The following is a 20412-nucleotide window of genomic DNA, read 5'->3' as shown; positions in this document are numbered from 1 at the left end:
AGGCGCGTCGCATGTCCGAAATCACCCCCGATGTCGTCGAGGCCCACGGCCTCAATTCCGAGGAATACGAGCGGGTCCTGAACGCGCTCGGCCGAGAGCCCAATCTGGTTGAGCTCGGCATCTTCTCGGTCATGTGGTCCGAGCACTGCTCGTACAAGTCGAGCCGCTTCCACCTGAAGAAGCTGCCCACGAAGGCTCCCTGGGTCATCTGCGGCCCCGGCGAGAACGCGGGCGTGATCGACATCGGCGACGGCCAGGCCGCCATCTTCAAGATGGAAAGCCACAACCACCCCAGCTACATCGAGCCGTTCCAGGGCGCCGCGACCGGCGTCGGCGGCATTCTGCGCGACGTCTTCACCATGGGCGCCCGCCCGGTCGCCAACATGAACGCGCTGCGTTTCGGCCGTCCCGATCATCCGAAGATGAAGCACCTCGTCCAGGGCGTGGTCGAGGGCATCGGCTCCTACGGCAACTGCGTGGGCGTGCCCACCGTCGGCGGCGAAACGAACTTCCACAAGGCCTACGACGGCAACATCCTCGTCAACGCCATGACCGTGGGCGTCGCCGAGACGGACAAGATCTTCTACTCGGCCGCAACCGGCCTCGGCAATCCGATCGTCTACGTCGGCTCCAAGACCGGCCGCGACGGCATCCACGGTGCCACCATGGCCTCGGCCGACTTCGACGAGCATTCGGACGAGAAGCGCCCGACCGTGCAGGTGGGCGATCCCTTCACCGAAAAGCTGCTGATCGAGGCCTGCCTCGAACTCATGGCCACCGACGCCATCGTCGCGATCCAGGACATGGGCGCAGCGGGCCTTACGTCCTCGTCGGTCGAAATGGCCAGCAAGGGCGGTGCCGGCATTCGCCTGAACATGAACGCCGTGCCCTGCCGCGAAGAGGCGATGACGCCTTACGAGATGATGCTCTCGGAAAGCCAGGAGCGCATGCTCATGGTGCTCCAGCCCGGCAAGGAGCCGATGGCAGAGGCGATCTTCAAGAAGTGGGAACTCGATTTCGCGGTGATCGGCGAAGTGACCGACACCGGCCACATGGTTCTCGAATTCAACGGCGAAGTGGTCTGCGACATCCCGCTCGGCCCGCTGGCCGACGATGCGCCGGAATACGAGCGTCCTTACGTCACCCCCGAGGAATACAAGGCCTGGGCCAAGGTTCCGGCCATGGGCGAAGTCGCGGAAAGCGCCGACGTGGGCGCCGACCTGCTCAAGTTGATGGGCACGGTCGACTTCGCCTCGCGCAAGTGGATCTGGGAGCAGTACGACAGCCAGGTCGGCGGCGACACGATGCAGAAGTCCGGCGGCGATGCGGCCGTGGTGCGCATCCACAACACGCCCAAGGCGCTGGCGATCAGCACCGACTGCTCGCCCCGCTATTGCTACGCCGACCCCTACGAGGGCGGCAAGCAGGCCGTGGCCGAGACCTATCGCAACATCAGCGCCGTCGGCGGCCTTCCGCTCGCCATCACCAACTGCCTGAACTTCGCGAACCCGCAGCGTCCCGAAATCATGGCGCAGATCGTCGGCTGCCTTAACGGCATGGGCGATGCCTGCCGCGCGCTCGACTATCCGATCGTTTCGGGCAACGTCTCGCTCTACAACGAATCGAAGGCCACCGGCGGCGGCTCGGCGATCCTGCCGACCCCGGCCATCGGCGGCGTCGGCCTGCTGGCCGACCACGAGAAGATGACAACCGTCGCGTTCAAGAACGCAGGCGACGAAATCTTCGTGCTGGGCGGCAAGGGCAGCCACCTCGGCCAGTCGCTCTGGCTGCGCGAAATCGCCGGGCAGGAAGCCGGTGACGCGCCCAAGGTCGACCTCAAGGTCGAGGCCGAGAACGGCGCCTCGATCCGTGACTGGATCAACGCCGGAAAGGTGACTGCCGTCCACGACGTCAGCGACGGCGGCCTGCTCGTCGCCCTTGCCGAAATGGCGATGGCCAGCGGCCTCGGCTGCAATCTCGAAGTGGAACTGACCACGGCGGAGGCCTTCGGCGAAGACCAGAGCCGCTATGTCGTCACCGCACCTGCAGGCACCGAGCTTCCCGGCGCCGTCCGCATCGGTACGGTTGCGGGCACCAAGGTGGCGGGCAACGAAGTCACCGCGCTTCGCGAAGCCAACGAGGCCTTCTTCAAGGACTGGATGGAGGCCTGATCGCCTTCCTTCCCTGAAGCGAAATCGAAAGGGCGCCCCCAGCGGGCGCCCTTTTTCGTTTCAGGCTCAGTGACCGCCGGTGGATGACGCCAGCACGTTGACCGTCAGCGCCAGAATGCCGAGATTGAAGGCAAAGGCGAACAGTCCGTGGAACGTCGAGACCCGGCGCACGGCGGAATCGGTGATCTCGATATCGGCCGTCTGGCAGGTCATGCCGATCACGAAGGCGAAGTTCACAAAATCCGCGAAGTCCGGCACGCAATCGCCTGGAAAATCGAGACCTTCATGGTCCGATCCACCACGCGAGGAATAGTAGAGCCGCGCATAGTGGAAGGCGTAGATCAGGTTCGCGAAAGTCCAGCAGGCCAGCAGCGTCACCACCAGCAGCGCGATCTCACCGGGCACCAGATTGCGGTTGTCGAGCACCAGCGTGCCGAGCGCGGCGAGGATGATCGAGGTGATCACCGCCGTCAGCAGCAGCAGCATGACCTGCCCGGCATCGTCGCGCTTGGCTTGACTACGCATAAGATCGGCATTGCCGCCCCGCCATAGCGGAATGCAGCTCAGCACGAAAACGATGACGGCGAGATCGAAGGCGGTAACCACAGCCTCGACCACCGGCATCCTCGCCAGCAGCGGCCAGGGCGAGATCGCCAGAACGCCAAGAAACAGGAGATAGCGCGGGTGCGACAGCCGGTTCAGAAAGGAATCTTGCCCGGCCATCGCTTTCGCCTCTCTGTTATACGCGAACCCATTCCTGCTCGTCGATGCCGAGCAGGCGCAGGACGCTGGTAAGGTCGCCCCGGTCGACCCAGCCGTTGGCCGCCGCGCGGGCCTTGGGCTTGGCGTGATAGGCGATACCGTAAGTCGCCGCTTCCAGCATCGGAATGTCGTTGGCGCCGTCGCCCGTGGCAAGGCTGGTGACATGGCCGCCAAGCGTCTCGACTTCGGCCAGCAGGGTGGCCTTCTTGACCGAACTGTCGACGATCGGCCCGGCAAGGCCGCCGGTCAGCTTTCCGTCCACGACTTCCAGCCGGTTGCCGACGACATATTCGAAGCCGAGCGAGGCAGCGACGGGATCGGCGAAGTGGTGGAAGCCGCCCGTCACCAGCACGGTGCGGCAGCCGAACTTCTTCAGCGTCTCCACCAGCGTGCGCGCGCCGGGCATCGGCTTGATGCGACTGGCAAGGCATTCCTCGATGGCATCGATCGACAGGCCCTTGAGCAGGCCGACTCGCTCACGCAGAGCCTGTTCGAAATCGAGTTCGCCCTGCATGGCCCGCTCGGTGATCTCGGCAATGCGGTCCTTGAGACCGGCGAAATCGCCCAGTTCGTCGATGCATTCCTGACCGATCATGGTCGAATCCATGTCGGAGATGAACAGGCCGGGGATCGTCGGCTCATGATCGCAGACAAGGCCGTCGGTCGGCGAAAAATGGTCGTCGAGCGCCCCCCGCAGCGCCGCCGCATCCTCGTCGGGAGAGGCGATCTGCATGGTCTGCCCGCAGAAATCGAGCATCTCTGCCGAAGCCAGCCGCACGCCGCTTTCCTGCATTTCGGCACGGGCCGCATCGATTCTTGCCGAGAGGTGGTCCGGTTCTGCTATCAGCCGCGCAATGAGCACTGCGAATTCCCTTGAAGCTGCGTATGAAAATTCCACCGGCGATGCGTCCGCGGGACACAAGCCGCCGCTCGCGCTCATCGCAGGGCCAACCGCCAGCGGCAAGAGCGATTGTGCCGTGGCGCTGGCACAGGAACTCGAACGGCGCGGACAACGAGCGGTCGTGGTCAATGCCGACAGCTCGCAAGTCTACGCCGACCTGACCGTTCTCAGCGCCCGCCCCACGCCGGAGGAGATGGGCGGCATCGAGCACCGCCTGTTCGGCGCCTGGGACGCCGCCGAGACCTGCTCCGCCGCCGAATGGGCACGCGCCGCGCGCGAGACCATTGCCGCGATCCATGCCGAGCAGGCCGTGCCCGTGCTCGTGGGCGGCACCGGACTCTATATACGCACCCTGCTGGACGGTATCGCCCCCGTCCCGCCCATCGATCCCGCAGTCCGCGAGACAGTGCGCGCCCTGCCCGTTGCCGAAGCCTATGCGGCGCTGCAAGTCGAGGACCCCGAACGCGCCGCGCGCCTCGCCCCGGCGGACACCACCCGCATCGCCCGCGCCCTCGAAGTCGTGCGCTCGACCGGCCTGCCGATCGCCCATTGGCAGGCGCAGACCAGCGGCGGGATCGGCGACGATGTCGCGGTTCGCGCCGCGATCCTCCTGCCCGAACGGCAGGCGCTCTACGCCCGCTGCGACTTGCGGTTCCAGCGCATGATCGAACGCGGCGCCCTCTCCGAGGTGGAGGCTCTGCTCGCCCGCAATCTCGATCCCGACCTGCCGGTGATGCGCGCAATCGGCGTGCCCGAGCTTGCCGCCGTGGTGCGCGGGGAAGGCACTTTGGAGGAGGCGATAGCCCGCGGATCGCAGGCCACGCGCAATTACGCCAAGCGTCAGTTCACCTGGCTGCGCCATCAACCCCCGCAAGATTGGACAAGGATTGAGTTCGAATATTTCGATGAAAAATCACTGAGAGATAGATTATTTCAGGTTATGGGGTTGACGTAATATTTTCGGCCCCTTAGAGCGCCCTCACCTGCTGATGAAAGTACGCAGTCAGGAGAGGGAGGACCCGGCATGGCACCCGCTGTGTCGGGTCGGTTTCATTATAGTTCGCCGGAAAGCGAATTGTGGTTTTTTGGTAATGCGCACTGCAAACCGTGCGCAATATTCGAAGGGCAGCCCATCCCTCGGGAAACGCCCACGAGTCGGAAAAGGAATGTGTTGTGACTGAAGAGCGCAGCGGCGCGAACATCTTGGTCGAAAGCCTGGTCAAGCAGGGAGTCGAATTCGTATTCGGCTATCCCGGCGGTGCCGTGCTACCGATCTACGATGCTCTATTCGGCGACGAGCGACTTCGGCACATCCTAGTCCGTCACGAAGCCGGCGCGGCCCACGCTGCGGAAGGTTACGCCCGCTCGACCGGCAAGCCCGGCGTCGTTCTGGTCACCTCCGGTCCCGGCGCGACCAATGCCATCACCGGCATTGCCGATGCCTTCATGGATTCGATTCCGCTGGTCGTCATCACCGGCCAGGTCCCGACCGCGCTGATCGGCTCGGACGCGTTCCAGGAAGCGGACACGGTCGGCATCTCGCGTCACTGCACCAAGCATAACTACCTGGTGAAGGACCCGGCCGACCTCGCCGCGACCATCGACGAGGCGTTCCAGATCGCCACCTCGGGCCGTCCGGGTCCGGTGCTGATCGACATCCCCAAGGATGTCCAGATCGCCAGCGCCGTCTGGAACGACACGCCGACGCAGCGCCGCCAGCGCTATGCCCCGCGCACCGAAGGCACGGCGGACGAGATCGCGCAGGCCGTCGACCTGATCGCCAAGGCCAAGGCTCCGGTGCTCTATACCGGCGGCGGCGTCATCAACTCCGGCCCGCGTGCCACCGAGCTGCTGCGCGAGCTTCAAGCGAAGACCGGCGCCCCCGTCACCTCCACGCTGATGGGCCTCGGCGCCTTCCCGGCGGACCATGCCGACTGGCTGGGCATGCTGGGCATGCACGGGACCTACGAGGCCAACCTGGCAATGAACCAGGCCGACCTGATCGTCTGCATCGGCGCCCGCTTCGATGACCGCGTGACCGGCCGCCTCGACGCTTTCGCGCCGAATTCGACCAAGATCCACATCGACATCGACCGCGCCTCGATCAACAAGACGGTCCCGGTCGACCTGCCGATCATCGGCGACTGCGCCACCGTGCTCGACCAGATCCTGACGCTCTGGGGCGACCGCAAGGCGCAGGACCTGACGCCGTGGAAGGCGCGTGTCGAGGAATGGCGCGGCAAGAACAGCCTCTACTTCCCGCTCTCGGACAAGGCGATCATGCCGCAGCTCGCGGTGCAGCGCCTGTTCGAGCTGACGAAGGACAAGGACCCGGTCATCTCCACCGAAGTCGGCCAGCACCAGATGTGGGCGGCGCAGTACTTCCACTTCTTCGGTCCGAACAAGTGGCTGACCTCGGGCGGTCTCGGCACGATGGGCTACGGGTTGCCCGCCGCGATCGGCGCGCAGCTCGGCAACCCGGACAGCCTCGTCATCGACATCGCCGGCGACGCCTCGATCCAGATGAACATCCAGGAACTGGGTACTGCCACCCAGTACCGCCTGCCGGTGAAGATCTTCATCCTCAACAACGAGTGGATGGGCATGGTCCGCCAGTGGCAGGAGCTGACCTATGAAAGCCGCTACTCGCAGTCCTATTCGGACAGCCTGCCGGACTTCGTGAAGCTGGCCGAGGCCTATGGCTGGAAGGGCATCCGCATCGAGAACGAAAGCCAGCTCGATGCCGGTATCCAGGAGATGATCGACTACGACGGCCCCGTCATCGTCGATTGCCTCGTCGCCAAGGAATCGAACTGCTTCCCGATGATCCCCTCGGGCGCCGCCCATACGGACATGATCCTCTACGGCGATACCGTCGCCGGCACGATGGATGACGAAGCCAAGGCTCTGGTCTGAGAACGCGCGCGCAGGATCTGAAAGACATAACATGATGCACATCAAGCAAGAGGCCGAGGAACGTCACGTCCTCACCATCACCGTCGACAACGAGGCGGGCATTCTCGCCAAGATCGCCGGTCTGTTCACCGCACGCGGCTACAACATCGACAGCCTGACCGTGGCCGACATCACCGACAACCACGAGGTGAGCCGGATCACCATCGTCACCCACGGCCCGCCGAGCCAGATCGACCAGATCCACGCCCAGCTCGAACGCCTGGTGCCGGTACACAAGGTGGTGGACCTGACCGAGGCAGGCCCGCACGTCGCCCGCGAACTGGCGCTCATCAAGGTGGCCGGGATTGGCGAAAAGCGCGTCGAGGCGCTGCGTCTGGCCGATATCTTCCGCGCCAAGGCGGTGGACACCACGACCGGGAGCTTCATCTTCGAACTCACCGGCGCGCCGGACAAGATCGATACTTTCGTGACGCTGATGCGCGATCTCGGCCTTGTCGAAGTCGGCCGCACCGGCATCGTCGCGATGATCCGCGGACCACACGAAGCCTGACACATCCTCCGGCACGCCTTGCCGGAAACAACGAACCACGCGCCACCGGCGCATATCAATCAGGCCCCGCCTCACGGGAAAGGGCCGTCGAAAGGGTACTAAAATGAAGGTCTATTACGACGCCGATTGCGACATCAACCTGATCGCCGACAAGAAGGTCGCGATCCTCGGCTACGGCAGCCAGGGTCACGCCCATGCGCAGAACCTGCGCGATTCGGGCGTCAAGGAAGTGGCCATCGCGCTTCGCGAAGGTTCGGCTTCGGCCAAGAAGGCGGAAGCCGCCGACTTCAAGGTGCTTGCCAACGCCGAAGCCGCCGCATGGGCCGACGTTCTCATGATCCTCGCACCCGACGAGCATCAGGCCGCAATCTACGCCGCCGACATCCATGACAACCTGAAGCCCGGCGCCGCGCTGGCCTTCGCTCACGGCCTCAACGTCCACTTCGGCCTGATCGAACCCCGCACCGACATCGACGTGTTCCTGATCGCCCCCAAGGGCCCGGGCCACACCGTGCGCGGCGAATACCTCAAGGGCGGCGGCGTGCCCTGCCTGATCGCGATCCACCAGGACGTGACCGGCAACGCGCAGGACGTGGCCCTGGCTTACGCCTCGGGCGTCGGCGGCGGCCGTTCGGGCATCATCGAGACCAACTTCCGCGAGGAATGCGAAACCGACCTGTTCGGCGAGCAGGCCGTGCTCTGCGGCGGCACCACCGCCCTGGTCCAGGCCGGTTTCGAAACGCTGGTCGAAGCCGGCTACGCGCCGGAAATGGCCTACTTCGAGTGCCTTCACGAGCTGAAGCTGATCGTCGACCTGATGTATGAAGGCGGCATCGCCAACATGCGCTACTCGATCTCGAACACCGCCGAATACGGCGACATCAAGACCGGTCCGCGCCTCATCACCGAAGAGACCAAGAAGGAAATGAAGCGCGTTCTGGAAGACATCCAGTCGGGCCGTTTCGTGAAGGACTTCGTGCTCGACAACCGCGCCGGCCAGCCGGAACTGAAGGCTTCGCGCATCGCCGCCAAGCGTCACCCGATCGAGGAAACCGGCGCCAAGCTGCGCGCCATGATGCCCTGGATCGGCGCCAACGCGCTGGTGGACAAGGCGAAGAACTAAGTTTCGCCCAGGCGCTTTGGCGTTTGACGAAACATCGGAGGCGGCGCAGAAATGCGCCGCCTCTTTTTGTTCAGGAGCAGACCCGATGCGCCGACCGCATATCGCCTTCGCCTTGGTTGCCGCTGCCGCGCTTGCGGCCCCCGTCATTGCTCAGCCCGGCCCCGGCGGCGGGCGCGAGCGCATGGAAATGCTCCACGGATCGGGCGCTCCTGCCGACGTCAAGGCCGGGACTTACGCGGTCGAGCCTGCGCATACGCAAGTCACCTTCAGCGTGTCGCACATGGGAATCTCGCCTTTCGCGGGCACCTTCTCGGGCGCCAGCGGCTCGCTGACTCTCGATCCGAACAAGCTCTCTGCCACCAAGCTCAGCGTCACCATCCCGGTCACTTCGGTCCAGACCACCAGCGACAAGCTGACCGAGGAACTGCGCAGCGCCGACTGGCTCGACGCCGCCAAATTCCCGACCGCCACCTTCGTCGCCACCTCCGTCACGCCGCGCGGGCCGGACGCCGCTTCGATCGACGGCACGCTCACCCTCCACGGCGTCAGCAGGCCGATTACGATCATGGCCCGCTTCTTCGGCGCCGCGCAAAACCCGATGAGCAAGAAAGATTCGATCGGCTTCCTTGGCCGTGCGCTCATCAAGCGCTCGGACTTCGGCGTTTCCAAGTACGTGCCGCTGGTCTCGGACGAGACCGTACTGGTCATCAATGCGGCTTTCGAAAAGCAGTAACGCTCTGCGCAATCTACCATTCACGGCGACTGCGCGATAAGCGCAGTCCAGATACCGCCCGAAAGGAGAGCGCCATGAAGACCAGACTGACCGCCACCATCACCCTGGCCACGGCCCTCTTCGCCCTTTCGGCCTGCACCGGCACCGGAGGCGACAAAGTGGCTGAAACTCCCCCGCCGCCGTCAATGGAGCCGAGCTGCGGCGCCGACCAGCTTGCGTCCTACGTCGGTCAGCCTGCCAGCGACGATATCATCGCGAAGATCACCGCCTGGCGCGGCGACAAGCCGATGCGGGTTATCCGCCCCGGCACCGCCGTCACCATGGACTATCGTCCGGATCGTCTGAACGTGCAGGTCGGCGAGGACGGCAAGATCACCGGCTTCACCTGTACCTGATCCATACCATCCGACATCTTGATCCGGGCGCTCCGCTCCGCCAAGCACCCTAGCTGAAATGTAACGGGGCCCCGGATGAACGGAACAGACGATATCGCACGCGAGGACAGCCTTACCCGCGTGGAAGCCTTCTCGGACGGCGTGCTCGCCATCATCATCACCATCATGGTGCTGGAACTGAAGACGCCGGTCACCGAAGGGCTGACCGCGCTATGGCCGCTCTGGCCGATCTTCATCGCCTATGTGCTGAGCTATGCCTACGTCGCGATCTACTGGGTCAACCACCACCGCCTGCTCGGCCATGCGCGGGTGGTGACGAGCGGGCTGCTGTGGTCGAACATGCTGCTGCTCTTCACTCTCTCGCTGATCCCCTTCTCCACCGCCTACCTCGGCGAGCACCACTTCAGCCGCGAGGCGACGCTGCTCTATCTGGTGACGATGCTCACCCCCGCCCTCGCCTACGTCCTGCTGCAGGCACGGGTCGCGGCGACCGGCGCGCAGACCGTCGCCAGCCGCCGCTACCACAAGGCCTCGCACCGCAAGGGGCTGGCGGCTGCCGGTGTCTATGCCCTCGGCATTCCGCTGACGTTCCTGTCACCCTGGCTGGGCGTGGCCTGTGCTGCCGTGGTCGCGGTGTTCTGGATGCTGCCATGGAGCTTCCTCGACCGCCTGTTCCTGGACCGTGTGCCGCCCGCCGATAGCTGATTGAATTGGGCAAGTTTGTTGCGCAGGTCCCCGCACCCGCCGCAAGAAGCCGTGCCTTTTCGCTTTACATCGGCGATGCGAATCCTCATAGGCTCCGGCATGACCCTTCGTCTTGGCCTAACCCTGCGACTTATCCGCCCTTGGGCGTGAGGTGACGCGTCGGTCCTGCGGCGCGCTCGGCGCTCAAGGGGACCCGCAAAGACCGGCCGAACGCAGGCCGGCAAAGCCACTGATACGAAGATCATTTCCGAGCGAGATTACCCATGACCATGCTGCAAGACCCCTCGGTCAAGTACCGCCCCTTCCCGCAGATCGACCTGCCGAACCGCCAGTGGCCCTCGCAGGTCATCACCAAGGCGCCGCGCTGGCTCTCCACCGACCTGCGCGACGGTAACCAGGCGCTGATCGACCCGATGGGCGCGGAAAAGAAGAACCGCTTCTTCGACCTGCTGGTCAAGGTCGGCCTCAAGGAAATCGAAGTCGGCTTCCCCAGCGCCGGTGCGACCGAGTTCGACTTCATCAACGGTCTGGTCAGGAACGACCGCATTCCCGAAGACGTGCTGGTGCAGGTACTGACCCAGTCGCGCGAAGACCTGATCACCCGCTCGTTCGAGAGCCTGGAAGGCGTGCACGGCGCGATCGTCCACCTCTACAACGCGGTTTCGCCGCTGTGGCGCAACGTCGTGTTCGGCATGGACAAGCAGCAGATCAAGGACATCGCGACCAGCGGCGTCAAGATTCTGCGCGATCAGGCCGCGAAGTATCCGGGCACCAAGTGGCAGTTCGAATATTCGCCGGAGACCTTCTCGACCGCCGAACTCGATTTCTCGATCGAGGTCTGCGAGGCGGTGATGGACATTCTCCAGCCGACGCCGGAAAACCCCATCATCCTCAACCTGCCCGCGACGGTCGAGGCGGCGACGCCCAACGTCTATGCCGACCAGATCGAGTACTTCTGCCGCAACCTGCCGAACCGCGAATTGGCGGTGATCTCGCTGCACACCCATAACGACCGCGGCACCGGCGTCGCCGCCGCCGAACTGGGCCTGATGGCGGGCGCCGACCGCGTCGAAGGCTGCCTGTTCGGCAATGGCGAGCGTACCGGCAACTGCTGCCTCGTCACCGTGGCGATGAACATGTACACGCAGGGCGTGAACCCGGAACTGGACTTCTCGGACATCGACGAAGTGATCCAGACGGTGGAATACTGCAACCAGCTCAAGGTCGCCGAGCGCCATCCCTATGGCGGCGAACTGGTCTTCACCGCCTTCTCGGGCAGCCACCAGGACGCCATCAAGAAGGGCTTCGCCGCGCAGGAAAAGCGCAATGACCAGATCTGGGCCGTGCCCTACCTGCCGATCGATCCCGCCGATCTCGGCCGTGACTACGAGGCGGTGATCCGCGTCAACTCGCAGTCGGGCAAGGGCGGCTTCGCTTGGGTGATCGAGCAGGACCAGGGCCTCAAGCTGCCCAAGCGCATGCAGGCCAACTTCTCGAAGCACGTCCAGGAACTGGCCGACGAACTGGGCCGCGAATTGCAGGCCGCCGACATCTGGGACGTGTTCCGCAAGACCTACCGCATCGACGATCCCCAGCACTTCCAGCTGATCGACTGGGAAGAAGCCAAGGCCGCCGACGGCACCCGCGTCTTCGCCGGCAAGATCGGCGTGGACGGCCAGGAACAGTCGGTATCGGGCCGCGGTAACGGCTTGATCTCCTCGGTCGCCGCAACGCTGGCCGAAAGCTTCGGCGTCTCGCTCGACGTGCGCGACTATGCCGAGCATTCGATGGGCAAGAGCACCGATGCCCGCGCCGCCGCCTATGTCGAATGTGTGACGCCGGACGGCCGCGTGGTCTGGGGTGTCGGCATCGACGAGGACGTGGCCACGGCCAGCGTCCGCGCCGTGCTCAGCGCCGCCAACACGGTACGCGCCGCCTGATCCATCCGGGCATTTTGAAATCGATTGGGGCGGAGGTTTTCGGATCTCCGCCTTTTTCGTTATGTTCACTGCGAACATAGTGACACGGCCGATCATGGCAGGCGCACGGCTCATCTTGCGTACGCAAATTAACGATGTTCCTTCAGGAACCGTTTAGAGGCCCAGCCAATTTTTCCCGGCAAATCCAACAGGAACCGGGATGCCTATGCAGTTCTACCTTGCGACGTCCTTCATCTTTCCGCGTTCGCTGCGACTGAGGTTGTTCGCCCTCTGCTTTGTCGCCACGCACCTTCCCCTCATCGGCTACTGCGCCTGGGGCCTGTCCACCGGACGAATAGCCCTTTTCGAGTTCGTGCTGCTGACGCTGGCCACCGTGATCGGCACGGTGCTCGCACTGTTCGGCATCGGCGCGCTGCTCGACCCGATCCACGCGCTGGCCGACGCGCTTAACCGCAGCGAGGAAGACGGAACCGCGCTTCCCGAAGTAGGCGACGTGATCCAGACGCTCTACGCCGGTGTCCACCGCGCCGCCACCGCAACCCGCGCGCAGATGGAAGACCTCAGCATCGCCGCCCTCGAAGACCCACTGACCGGCATCGCCAACCGCCGCGGCTTCCTGGAGCAATTGAACGCCCTCCCCGCCGACCAGCGCCGCGGCTGCGTCGCCATCGTCGACATCGACTTCTTCAAGCAGGTCAACGACAAGCTCGGCCACGACGAGGGCGACCGGGTGCTCTGCGCCTTCGCCGACCGCCTCTCCTCGCAAATCCGCCGCGCCGACATGGTGGCCCGCTGGGGCGGGGAGGAGTTCGCGATCCTGTTCCACGAATGCATCGAGGACGAGGCCGACTGGACTCTCGCCCGGATCGCCGCCCGCATGCGCGAGGAACCGATCGGTACGGTCGACGGGCGACCGATCACTTTCTCCGCCGGTCTCTGCTGCTGGAGCGGCGAAGATATCGAAGCGGCGCTGCACCTCGCTGACGAGGCGCTCTATGAGGCCAAGCGATCCGGGCGCGATCGCATCTGCCGCGCGCTTCTCGCCGACGATCCGCAGGCGGCTCGATAGGCCTTTCTCCTCTGCAACAAAAAAGGGCGGCCCAAGAGCCGCCCTTTCCGTTTGTCTGCAAGACCGGGGGGGATCAGTCGCCGGTCAGAATGCGGTCGACCAGTTCCTTCACCGTGGGGGTGAAGCCGTTCGAGTAGAACGGGTCCTGCTTGAACTTGTAGGCCGCATGGCCAGCGAACATCAGGTTCTCGTCTATCGGCCCGCCATGGGCGATGTCCTGAAGCGTCTTCTGGATGCAGAAGCTGCGCGGATCGGCCAGACGTCCGGTGGTGTAGTCGTCATGGTCCTTCCACGAGGAGAAGCCGCAGTGCGACAGGCAGCCCATGCAATCGGCCTGGTCCTTGCGGATGACGTCGCGCTCAGCCGGATCGACGAAGATGATCGTGTCGTCGGGCGTACGCAGGCCATCGGTGAAGCCCTGGGCCGACCACGAGCGGGCGCGGTCGAGATCCTTGGGAGCGACCCAGAAGTTCTTGCCCTTCACGCCGACGTCGAGGCGCACGGTATGCTCGCCCGCTTCGACCTTGGAATAGGGAATCTGGCGCTCCGAACGCGCTTCGAGATTGCGCAGGAAAGGATTGCGCACGGCCGAGGAATAGAAGCCGGTCGGCGAGAAGCGGTGGAGCAGCACGTCGCCCGGTTCGAGCGTGCGCAGGTGATCCTTCCACGCCTGAGGAATCGGGCTTTCGTGCGTCAGCAGCGGGCGGGTGCCGTACTGGAAGGCGATCGAACCCAGTTCCGGATTGTCGATCCAGTTTTCCCAGTCACGCAGGAACCACACGCCGCCGGCCATGACGATCGGCACGCTGTCGGCAATGCCTTCTGCGCGCATGGTGTCGCGCAGCGCCTTGACGCGGGGATAGGGATCTTCCGGCTTCAGCGGATCTTCGGCGTTGGAAAGGCCATTATGACCGCCCGCCAGCCACGGGTCTTCATAGACCACCGCGCCCAGCAGGTCGGGAACCTTGTGATAGGCCCGCTTCCACAGCGCGCGGAAAGCGCGGCCGGAGCTGACGATCGGCAGGTAGTTCACATTGAAGCGTGCCGCGATCTCGGACAGCTTGTAAGGCATGCCCGCGCCGCAGGTAACGCCCGTGACCATGCCGCGGGTCTGCTCCAGAACGCCTTCGAGAATGGTCTGGGCACCGCCCATTTCCCACAGGACGTTGATGTTGATCGCGCCCTGGCCGTTCGAAATCTCGTAGGCACGGCGGACCTGCTCGACGGCGCCGTCGATGGCGTAGTCGATCAGTTCCTGATGCCGCTCCTTGCGGGTCAGGGCATTGTAGACCTGCGGGACGATCTTGCCTTCGGCATCATAGCTGTCGGCATTGACGGCGCTGACCGTACCGATGCCGCCGGCCGCCGCCCAGGCGCCCGAGCTCATGTGATTGGTCGCGGCAACGCCCTTGCCACCCTCGACGAGCGGCCAGACTTCGCGTCCACCATAGACAATCGGCTTGAGACCCTTGAAACCCATCTTCTCTTTCGTCTTTCCCCCGGCGCATGGCACGCCGGTTCAGCGGCCCTGTATACGCCCTGTGCTACTGACGCACTACTTTTGCGTCATGGTGTTGCCGGATATCCGGCAAGGTACGATGTTTTCCGGTTCCGGCCTTGGACCGGCAACCTCGAACTGTGCGTAGTAGCCCTGGAGCTCCGGCTTACGGACAAATTCCGTCAGGCGAAACCCCATGGACGCAAATTCGCAGAAAAGCAGTTGCGGCGGAATGCCGTGGCTGTCGCTGGCCCGGTCGACATCGACCACGACCACCCGGCCGCCCTCGCGCAGCGACGGACGCAGGCGCCAGAGGAAAGCGTAAGGCTCGGCAACTTCGTGGTACATATGTACCAGAAAGATACGGTCGAAGCTGTCTTCGGGCAGCTTGGGATCGTCCGGCGTGCCGAGCTTGATGGAAACGTTTTCCAGCTCCTCGCGCATGACGCGATTGCCCAGCCGCTCGTTTGCCGCACGGTCGATATCCTCGGCCAGAACGCGCCCCTTGGCACCCACGCGCTGCGCCAGGCGCACGGTATAATACCCCTCGCCCGCGCCGAGATCGGCCACGCTCATGCCGGGTTCGATCCGCGCCAGGTCCATCACGACCTGGGCTTCGTTGAGGCTGTCGCGCTGGACTTCGGTGCCTACGGCGCCGTCAGGCGTCTTGGATACCGGACGATCGGCTACCGGAAAGGCCCGCGCGCTTTCCGCGCGCGATTCGTCCACCGGCTCGCGGTGGCAAGCGCCGAGGGTCAGCCCGAACGCGAGTGTCGACGCCATCAGCGCGGCACGACAGGAAAGGCGGAACGACAAACGCATGCGGCCCTTTAGCGGTTCGGCCCGCTCTTGGCAAAGTCATGCCGAGGTCGGGCCGTTCCCACTATCAGTCGACGTCTTCCACTTCGACCTTCTCGCCCGTCACGCGCTGCGAAAGCGCGGCGGCCATGAAGGGATCGAGCGCGCCGTCGAGCACGTCGCCCGGCGCGGTCGAGACGACGCCGGTGCGCAGATCCTTCACCTGCTGATAGGGCTGGAGAACGTAGGAACGGATCTGGTGGCCCCAGCCGATATCGCTCTTCGAGGCATGTTCCGCGCTTGCCGCTTCCTCGCGCTTGCGCATTTCTTCCTCGAACAGGCGTGCCTTCAGCATGCCCATGGCGATTTCGCGGTTCTTGTGCTGCGAACGGTCGATCTGGCTCGCCACGACGATGCCCGAAGGCGCGTGGGTGATACGCACCGCCGAGTCCGTGGTGTTGACGTGCTGGCCGCCCGCACCCGAAGCACGATAGGTATCGATCTTCAGGTCGGCCGGGTTGATATCGATCTCGAAGCTGTCGTCGATCACCGGATAGACCCAGACCGACGAGAAGCTGGTGTGGCGGCGCGCCGAGCTGTCATAGGGGCTGATGCGGACCAGGCGGTGGACGCCGCTCTCGGTCTTGGCATAGCCATAGGCGTTCTCGCCCTTGATCAAGAGCGTGCAGCTCTTGATGCCCGCGGCTTCACCGGCGTGATAGTCGACCAGTTCCACCTTGTAGCCATGGCGCTCGGCCCAGCGCGTGTACATGCGCTGGAGCATCTCAGCCCAGTCCTGGCTCTCGGTGCCGCCGGCACCGGCGTGGACTTCGAGGTAGGTGTCGTTGGAGTCGGCCTCGCCGGAGAGCAGCGCGGTCACCTTGTCGTGATCGGCACGTTCCGCCAGGGCGGCGAGCGCGGCGATACCTTCGTTGATGGTATCCTCGTCGCCTTCCATCTCGCCCAGTTCGACGAACTCGACGGCGTCCTGCATCTCGCGGCCGATCTCGTTCACCGCACCGATCGAGGCTTCGAGGCGGCGACGTTCCTTCATCACCGCTTCGGCTTCCTTGGGCTTGTCCCACAGCGTGGGATCTTCGACGCGCGCGTTCAGCTCGTCGAACCGGCGCAGGGCGCGATCCCAATCGAGGAACTTGCGGACCAGCGCGAGGGCCTTCTCGATACGCGCAATGTGGGCCTGCCCTTCGGCACGCATGACTTGAAACTCCCAAGAAGCGACAGCGCGCGCATAGCGCAGCGACGGCATAAGTAAAGCGCACGGGGATAGTCCCGCACGGAAACGGCGCTCTTACCCGTCTATGGGGGCCTTGTTCAAGGCAGGATGTGAAAAGCCCCGTCCCGCCCGGCAGCCCGCCTCAATGCTTGAGCTTCTTCACCGCTTCCAGCGTCAGCTTCACATGATCGCGGTAATCGAGGTCGGAATGGACCATCGTGATCCGCCCGTCCTGCGCGATGACATAGCTGGTACGGTCGGTCATGCCCGCCGGAGCGCCTTCGCGCTTCAGAGCGACATCATAGGCCTTGATGACCGCAGGCGTCGCCACGGCGACGGCGAACTTGTCGCGGCAGGCCTCGGTCGAGAACTTCTGGAGCGTGGGCAGGTCGTCGTTCGACATGCCCACTACCGTCGCGCCGAACCGGGCGAAATCGTCGGTCGCATCGGCGAAGGCATGGGCTTCCAGCGTGCAGCCCTGCGTGAAGGCCTTGGGGTAGAAGTAAAGCACGACCGGCCCCTTCTTCAACGCGGCTTTGAGGTCGAAGGCCATGACCTTGCCGCCCTTCGCACCCTGGGTGGAGAACGCGGGCGCCTTCGCCCCGACCGGCAAGGCCGCCTCAGCGGAACCGGCAGAAACAGCGAGGGCGAAAGCCGCGACGGCGGCAGGCAGGATCTTGCGCATGGGCAGCAATCTGGACCGCGAAAAAGGGACTGTCCAGCCCTTCCCCATCCCCTGAGCCATGCCAAAATTCGGTCGCAGAAGAAAAAAGCCGCCCCGCGCCGCTTCTTTGGTGAAGCGGTCGCGAGACGGCGTGCGACCCGTGAAGGGCTGTCGCAACGTGAGCCGAATGTTTCCGGCCCGCGCAATCGATCGTGGAGGAGGTTCGATCGATGACGACGGCGTGCTGCTACCTTATTTTCTAAACGATTGCACTACACAACAGCCCTGCCGGAAAACATAAGGCAATTTATTTTGGCAAACGATCCGCCGCCAGCGCCGCCGCGGAACGGCCGGGCCAATGGCTTGACCTGCCCGCCTCTCTTCCGCAATCGCTCCTGCAACCGAGAGGAACCCCAAGCCATGGCCGTCTCCGAACAAGACAACCGCCCGCGCCGCAGCGCACTCTACCTGCCCGCTTCCAACGCCAAAGCCATCGCCAAGGCCCGCACCCTGCCCTGCGACATGGTCGTGCTCGACCTTGAAGACGCCGTCGCCCCCGAGGCCAAGGAAGAGGCCCGCGCCGCCGCCATCGCCGCCGTTGCCGAGGGCGGTTTCGGGCACCGCGAAGTGGCTATCCGCGCCAACGGTCTCGACACCGAATGGGGCGCCGCCGACCTTGCCGCCATCGCCGCCTCGCAGGCCGACGCCGTGCTCGTGCCCAAGGTCAATTCACCGGAGGATATCGCGCGCTACGATGCGGCGCTCGCCGGTGCCGCACCGCAGATGCAGCTCTGGACGATGATCGAGACTTGCGAGAGCGTCGGCAACCTGCCCGCCATCGCCGCCATGGCCGGCACCACGCGGCTGTCGCTCTGGATCATGGGCTGCAACGACCTCGCCAAGGAAATGCGCGCCCAGCTCTCGCCCTGCCGCGCGCCGTTCCTGCCCTTCCTCGCAATGGCCGTCGCTGCCGCGCGCGCCAATGGCCTCGCGATCCTCGACGGCGTCTGCAACGAATTCCGCGATCTTGCCATTTTCGAGGCCGAGGCGCAGCAGGGCCTGATGTTCGGCTTCGACGGCAAGAGCCTGATCCACCCAGCACAGATCGAACCCTGCAACACCGTGTTCTCCCCTAGCGAGACCGATCTCGCCTGGGCGCAAGGCGTGATCGAGGCGTTCGCCCTGCCCGAGAACCGGGGCAAAGGCGCAATCCGGGTCGATGGCCGGATGACGGAACTGCTGCATCTGGAGCAGGCACGGCGGCTCGTGGAGGTTTCCGACCTTATTCAAAAGATGTAGAAGGAAAGTCCTGGGGGATGATCCCCCAGACCCTCGGAATGTCGATGTCGCGCACTGCTAGACGTATTGTGCTCCTTGCGGCGCAGCCAGTCGTCTTCCGGCGCGACTCTGGCGCCAACCGATAGCGCAGGGCGCGACCTCGACAGTCCTGGGGGTGCAGGGGGCGATGGCCCCCTGCTTCATACTTACCCTTCTCCCTTCGATCCCGGCACGCGCGCAATCTCGCCCGGCTCGTTGGCGATCACCTTGAGCACCGCCGTCCAGGCATCGACGTTCTGCTGAAGCGCCGTCGGGTCGACCTTGTCGAGCGTATCGTCCGGCGTGTGGTGCAGATCGAAGTAGTGCATACCGTCCTGGCCGAGATCGACCACCGCCAGCTCCTGCTTGGCGATGATGCCCGAGACATCCGCGCCGCCGGTGGCCGCACCGTCGTGGTGGACGATACCCATCGGCCAGAGCGCCGCCTTGATCTTCTCGCCCACGGCCTTGTTGCTGTCGGCCAGGGTCAGACGGAACTGCCAGACCTTGTCGGCGCCGAAATCGCTCTCCATCGCCACGGCGTGGGGCTCGTTTCCGTGCATCTCGGCATAGGCCTTGCTGCCGCCGCCGGTGACGCCCATTTCCTCGTTGCCCGCCCAGAGCACGCGGATCGTCCGCAGGGTCTTGCCATCCTTCTGTGCGGCCAATGCCGCAGCAGTGACGATCCCGCAGCCCGAAGCGTCGTCGATCGCGCCGGTCGCAAGGTCCCAGGAATCGAGATGGCAGGCGAGCACGATCTTAGGCAGCGAGGGATCGCGGCCCGGCAGATCGGCGATCACATTGCCCGACGGCGCATCGGGGAACGGCTTGCCGAGCATGGTCAGATCGATCTTCATCGGCTTGCCACGCTTGGCGATGCGCGCGATCAGGTCCGCATCCGGGTTGGAGACCGCGCCGGCCGGAATGGCGGCCACGTCCTTGGCGAAGACGGTGACGCCGGTATGCGGGTTGCGGTGGCTGTCCGTCCCCGCCGAGCGGATGACGATGGCCGCAGCCCCCTTCTGCGAGGCGATCGACGGGCCGCGGCGGCGCACATCGCCGTAAGGGCCATATCCCGAACCGTCCTGTGCCGCGCGCATGGCATGATCGACAAAGGCCACCTTGCCCTTTAGCGATCCTTCCGGGGCCGCCTTCAGCGCATCGAGCGTCGGGAAATAGACCATTTCGGCCTGGATGCCCTTGGCAGGCGTCGGCGCCGAAAGGCCGAGCGCGGTGATCGTCAGCGTCTGCGCATAAGGCGCGGTCAGCTTCGCGTGCTCTTCGCCGCGCTTCCAGACGAGCGTCTTGAATGGCTCGATCTTCACGTTCTGGAAGCCCAGCGCATTGAGCTTGGCCTCGGCCCAGAGGCGGGCCTGGGCTTCCTCGGGCGATCCGGCGAGGCGTGCACCGATCTCGGTGGTCAGGCCCTCGACGATCTCCCAGGCGACGCCCGAACCTTCGGTCGGCGTGGCCTGTGCGGGAGCCGCGAGAAGCGGGAAGGCAGCGAGGAGCGGAGAGGCGGCGAGAAGCGCCGCGCGGGAGAATCTGCGTTGCATGACAACTGCGTAACGCGCCCTGCCGCTTCTGCCAACCGGACTGTCTCCCCGGACTGCTTCAATTGTTTGTCACCCCCTGA

At 64.7% G+C, this 20412-nt stretch carries 18 protein-coding genes; 11 read left to right on the top strand and 7 right to left on the bottom strand.

The features are described from left to right. The first annotated feature begins 11 nt into the window (after positions 1–11). Positions 12–2171, top strand: a complete 2160-nt coding sequence (gene purL, locus ACZ1II_RS14755; protein WP_465147113.1) for a phosphoribosylformylglycinamidine synthase subunit PurL — start codon at positions 12–14, stop codon at positions 2169–2171. Between the two features lie 66 nt (positions 2172–2237). Here the strand turns inward: purL and ACZ1II_RS14750 are convergent, their stop codons facing one another. Then, positions 2238–2894, bottom strand: a complete 657-nt coding sequence (locus ACZ1II_RS14750) for a DUF1345 domain-containing protein (RefSeq protein WP_465147112.1) — start codon at positions 2892–2894, stop codon at positions 2238–2240. 16 nt (positions 2895–2910) lie between these two features. Continuing rightward, the gene (gene serB / locus ACZ1II_RS14745) at positions 2911–3795 is read right to left on the bottom strand and encodes a phosphoserine phosphatase SerB (RefSeq protein WP_465147111.1); all 885 of its coding nucleotides are present in this window, start codon (positions 3793–3795) and stop codon (positions 2911–2913) included. Between serB and miaA the strand changes: the two genes are divergently transcribed. The 9 genes from miaA (at position 3788) to ACZ1II_RS14700 (ending at position 13265) form a co-directional block, all read left to right on the top strand. Next, positions 3788–4789 (top strand): tRNA (adenosine(37)-N6)-dimethylallyltransferase MiaA, encoded by a 1002-nt coding sequence (miaA, locus tag ACZ1II_RS14740; RefSeq protein ID WP_465147110.1) that lies wholly within the window; start codon positions 3788–3790, stop codon positions 4787–4789. The two genes, serB and miaA, sit on opposite strands and share 8 nt — an antisense overlap. A gap of 218 nt (positions 4790–5007) precedes the next feature. Next, the gene (gene ilvB, locus ACZ1II_RS14735; protein ID WP_465147109.1) at positions 5008–6750 is read left to right on the top strand and encodes a biosynthetic-type acetolactate synthase large subunit; all 1743 of its coding nucleotides are present in this window, start codon (positions 5008–5010) and stop codon (positions 6748–6750) included. A 31-nt stretch (positions 6751–6781) separates the two neighbouring features. After that, positions 6782–7300, top strand: a complete 519-nt coding sequence (gene ilvN / locus ACZ1II_RS14730) for an acetolactate synthase small subunit (RefSeq protein ID WP_465147108.1) — start codon at positions 6782–6784, stop codon at positions 7298–7300. Between the two features lie 103 nt (positions 7301–7403). Further along, a complete protein-coding gene (gene ilvC, locus ACZ1II_RS14725) occupies positions 7404–8423 on the top strand; it encodes a ketol-acid reductoisomerase (protein ID WP_465147107.1) in 1020 nt (339 codons plus the stop codon). A gap of 85 nt (positions 8424–8508) precedes the next feature. Beyond that, positions 8509–9156 carry a YceI family protein gene (locus ACZ1II_RS14720; protein ID WP_465147106.1) on the top strand — a complete coding sequence of 216 codons (648 nt, stop codon included), beginning with the start codon at positions 8509–8511 and terminating at the stop codon, positions 9154–9156. 74 nt (positions 9157–9230) lie between these two features. Then, a complete protein-coding gene (locus ACZ1II_RS14715) occupies positions 9231–9551 on the top strand; it encodes an I78 family peptidase inhibitor (RefSeq protein ID WP_465147105.1) in 321 nt (106 codons plus the stop codon). Positions 9552–9626: 75 nt separating this feature from the next. Continuing rightward, entirely contained in the window at positions 9627–10256 is a 630-nt protein-coding gene (locus tag ACZ1II_RS14710) for a TMEM175 family protein (RefSeq protein WP_465147104.1), read from the top strand. 263 nt (positions 10257–10519) lie between these two features. Beyond that, a complete protein-coding gene (leuA, locus tag ACZ1II_RS14705) occupies positions 10520–12196 on the top strand; it encodes a 2-isopropylmalate synthase (protein ID WP_465147103.1) in 1677 nt (558 codons plus the stop codon). A gap of 205 nt (positions 12197–12401) precedes the next feature. Next, positions 12402–13265: a GGDEF domain-containing protein gene (locus ACZ1II_RS14700; RefSeq protein ID WP_465147102.1), complete on the top strand. Its 864-nt coding sequence runs from the start codon at positions 12402–12404 to the stop codon at positions 13263–13265. Between the two features lie 73 nt (positions 13266–13338). On the opposite strand, the gene ACZ1II_RS14695 is transcribed toward ACZ1II_RS14700, so the two are convergent. From ACZ1II_RS14695 to ACZ1II_RS14680, 4 genes are all read right to left on the bottom strand, one after another. Further along, on the bottom strand, positions 13339–14745 hold the full coding sequence (locus ACZ1II_RS14695) for an NAD(P)H-dependent flavin oxidoreductase (RefSeq protein WP_465147101.1): 1407 nt from the start codon (positions 14743–14745) through the stop codon (positions 13339–13341). A 75-nt stretch (positions 14746–14820) separates the two neighbouring features. Then, positions 14821–15585, bottom strand: coding sequence for an SAM-dependent methyltransferase (locus tag ACZ1II_RS14690; RefSeq protein ID WP_465147100.1), 765 nt, complete (start codon positions 15583–15585; stop codon positions 14821–14823). Positions 15586–15649: 64 nt separating this feature from the next. Further along, on the bottom strand, positions 15650–16777 hold the full coding sequence (gene prfB / locus ACZ1II_RS14685) for a peptide chain release factor 2 (RefSeq protein ID WP_465147099.1): 1128 nt from the start codon (positions 16775–16777) through the stop codon (positions 15650–15652). Between the two features lie 160 nt (positions 16778–16937). Beyond that, positions 16938–17480 (bottom strand): peroxiredoxin, encoded by a 543-nt coding sequence (locus ACZ1II_RS14680; protein ID WP_465147098.1) that lies wholly within the window; start codon positions 17478–17480, stop codon positions 16938–16940. A 399-nt stretch (positions 17481–17879) separates the two neighbouring features. Here ACZ1II_RS14680 and ACZ1II_RS14675 point away from each other — a divergent pair, with 399 nt between their 5' ends. After that, a complete protein-coding gene (locus tag ACZ1II_RS14675; protein WP_465147097.1) occupies positions 17880–18758 on the top strand; it encodes an HpcH/HpaI aldolase/citrate lyase family protein in 879 nt (292 codons plus the stop codon). Positions 18759–18943: 185 nt separating this feature from the next. Here ACZ1II_RS14675 and ACZ1II_RS14670 read toward each other — a convergent pair whose 3' ends face one another. Continuing rightward, positions 18944–20332 carry a M28 family peptidase gene (locus ACZ1II_RS14670; protein ID WP_465147096.1) on the bottom strand — a complete coding sequence of 463 codons (1389 nt, stop codon included), beginning with the start codon at positions 20330–20332 and terminating at the stop codon, positions 18944–18946. Positions 20333–20412 lie beyond the last annotated feature (80 nt).

It is taken from the genome of Novosphingobium sp. BL-S-20, assembly GCF_055521635.1.
The sequence above is the reverse complement of the archived record's forward strand: the minus strand, read 5'-3'. Positions and strand labels throughout refer to the sequence as shown.

Coding starts and splice junctions, on each gene's coding strand:
- ACZ1II_RS14695 (WP_465147101.1), bottom strand. CDS start 14,745: ATGGGTTTCAAGGGTCTCAAGCCGATTGTCTATGGTGGACGCGAAGTC.
- purL (WP_465147113.1), top strand. CDS start 12: ATGTCCGAAATCACCCCCGATGTCGTCGAGGCCCACGGCCTCAATTCC.
- ilvN (WP_465147108.1), top strand. CDS start 6,782: ATGATGCACATCAAGCAAGAGGCCGAGGAACGTCACGTCCTCACCATC.
- prfB (WP_465147099.1), bottom strand. CDS start 16,777: ATGCGTGCCGAAGGGCAGGCCCACATTGCGCGTATCGAGAAGGCCCTC.
- ACZ1II_RS14700 (WP_465147102.1), top strand. CDS start 12,402: ATGCAGTTCTACCTTGCGACGTCCTTCATCTTTCCGCGTTCGCTGCGA.
- ACZ1II_RS14710 (WP_465147104.1), top strand. CDS start 9,627: ATGAACGGAACAGACGATATCGCACGCGAGGACAGCCTTACCCGCGTG.
- miaA (WP_465147110.1), top strand. CDS start 3,788: ATGAGCACTGCGAATTCCCTTGAAGCTGCGTATGAAAATTCCACCGGC.
- ACZ1II_RS14670 (WP_465147096.1), bottom strand. CDS start 20,332: ATGCAACGCAGATTCTCCCGCGCGGCGCTTCTCGCCGCCTCTCCGCTC.
- ACZ1II_RS14675 (WP_465147097.1), top strand. CDS start 17,880: ATGGCCGTCTCCGAACAAGACAACCGCCCGCGCCGCAGCGCACTCTAC.
- ACZ1II_RS14715 (WP_465147105.1), top strand. CDS start 9,231: ATGAAGACCAGACTGACCGCCACCATCACCCTGGCCACGGCCCTCTTC.
- ACZ1II_RS14750 (WP_465147112.1), bottom strand. CDS start 2,894: ATGGCCGGGCAAGATTCCTTTCTGAACCGGCTGTCGCACCCGCGCTAT.
- ACZ1II_RS14720 (WP_465147106.1), top strand. CDS start 8,509: ATGCGCCGACCGCATATCGCCTTCGCCTTGGTTGCCGCTGCCGCGCTT.
- ilvC (WP_465147107.1), top strand. CDS start 7,404: ATGAAGGTCTATTACGACGCCGATTGCGACATCAACCTGATCGCCGAC.
- ACZ1II_RS14680 (WP_465147098.1), bottom strand. CDS start 17,480: ATGCGCAAGATCCTGCCTGCCGCCGTCGCGGCTTTCGCCCTCGCTGTT.
- ACZ1II_RS14690 (WP_465147100.1), bottom strand. CDS start 15,585: ATGCGTTTGTCGTTCCGCCTTTCCTGTCGTGCCGCGCTGATGGCGTCG.
- leuA (WP_465147103.1), top strand. CDS start 10,520: ATGACCATGCTGCAAGACCCCTCGGTCAAGTACCGCCCCTTCCCGCAG.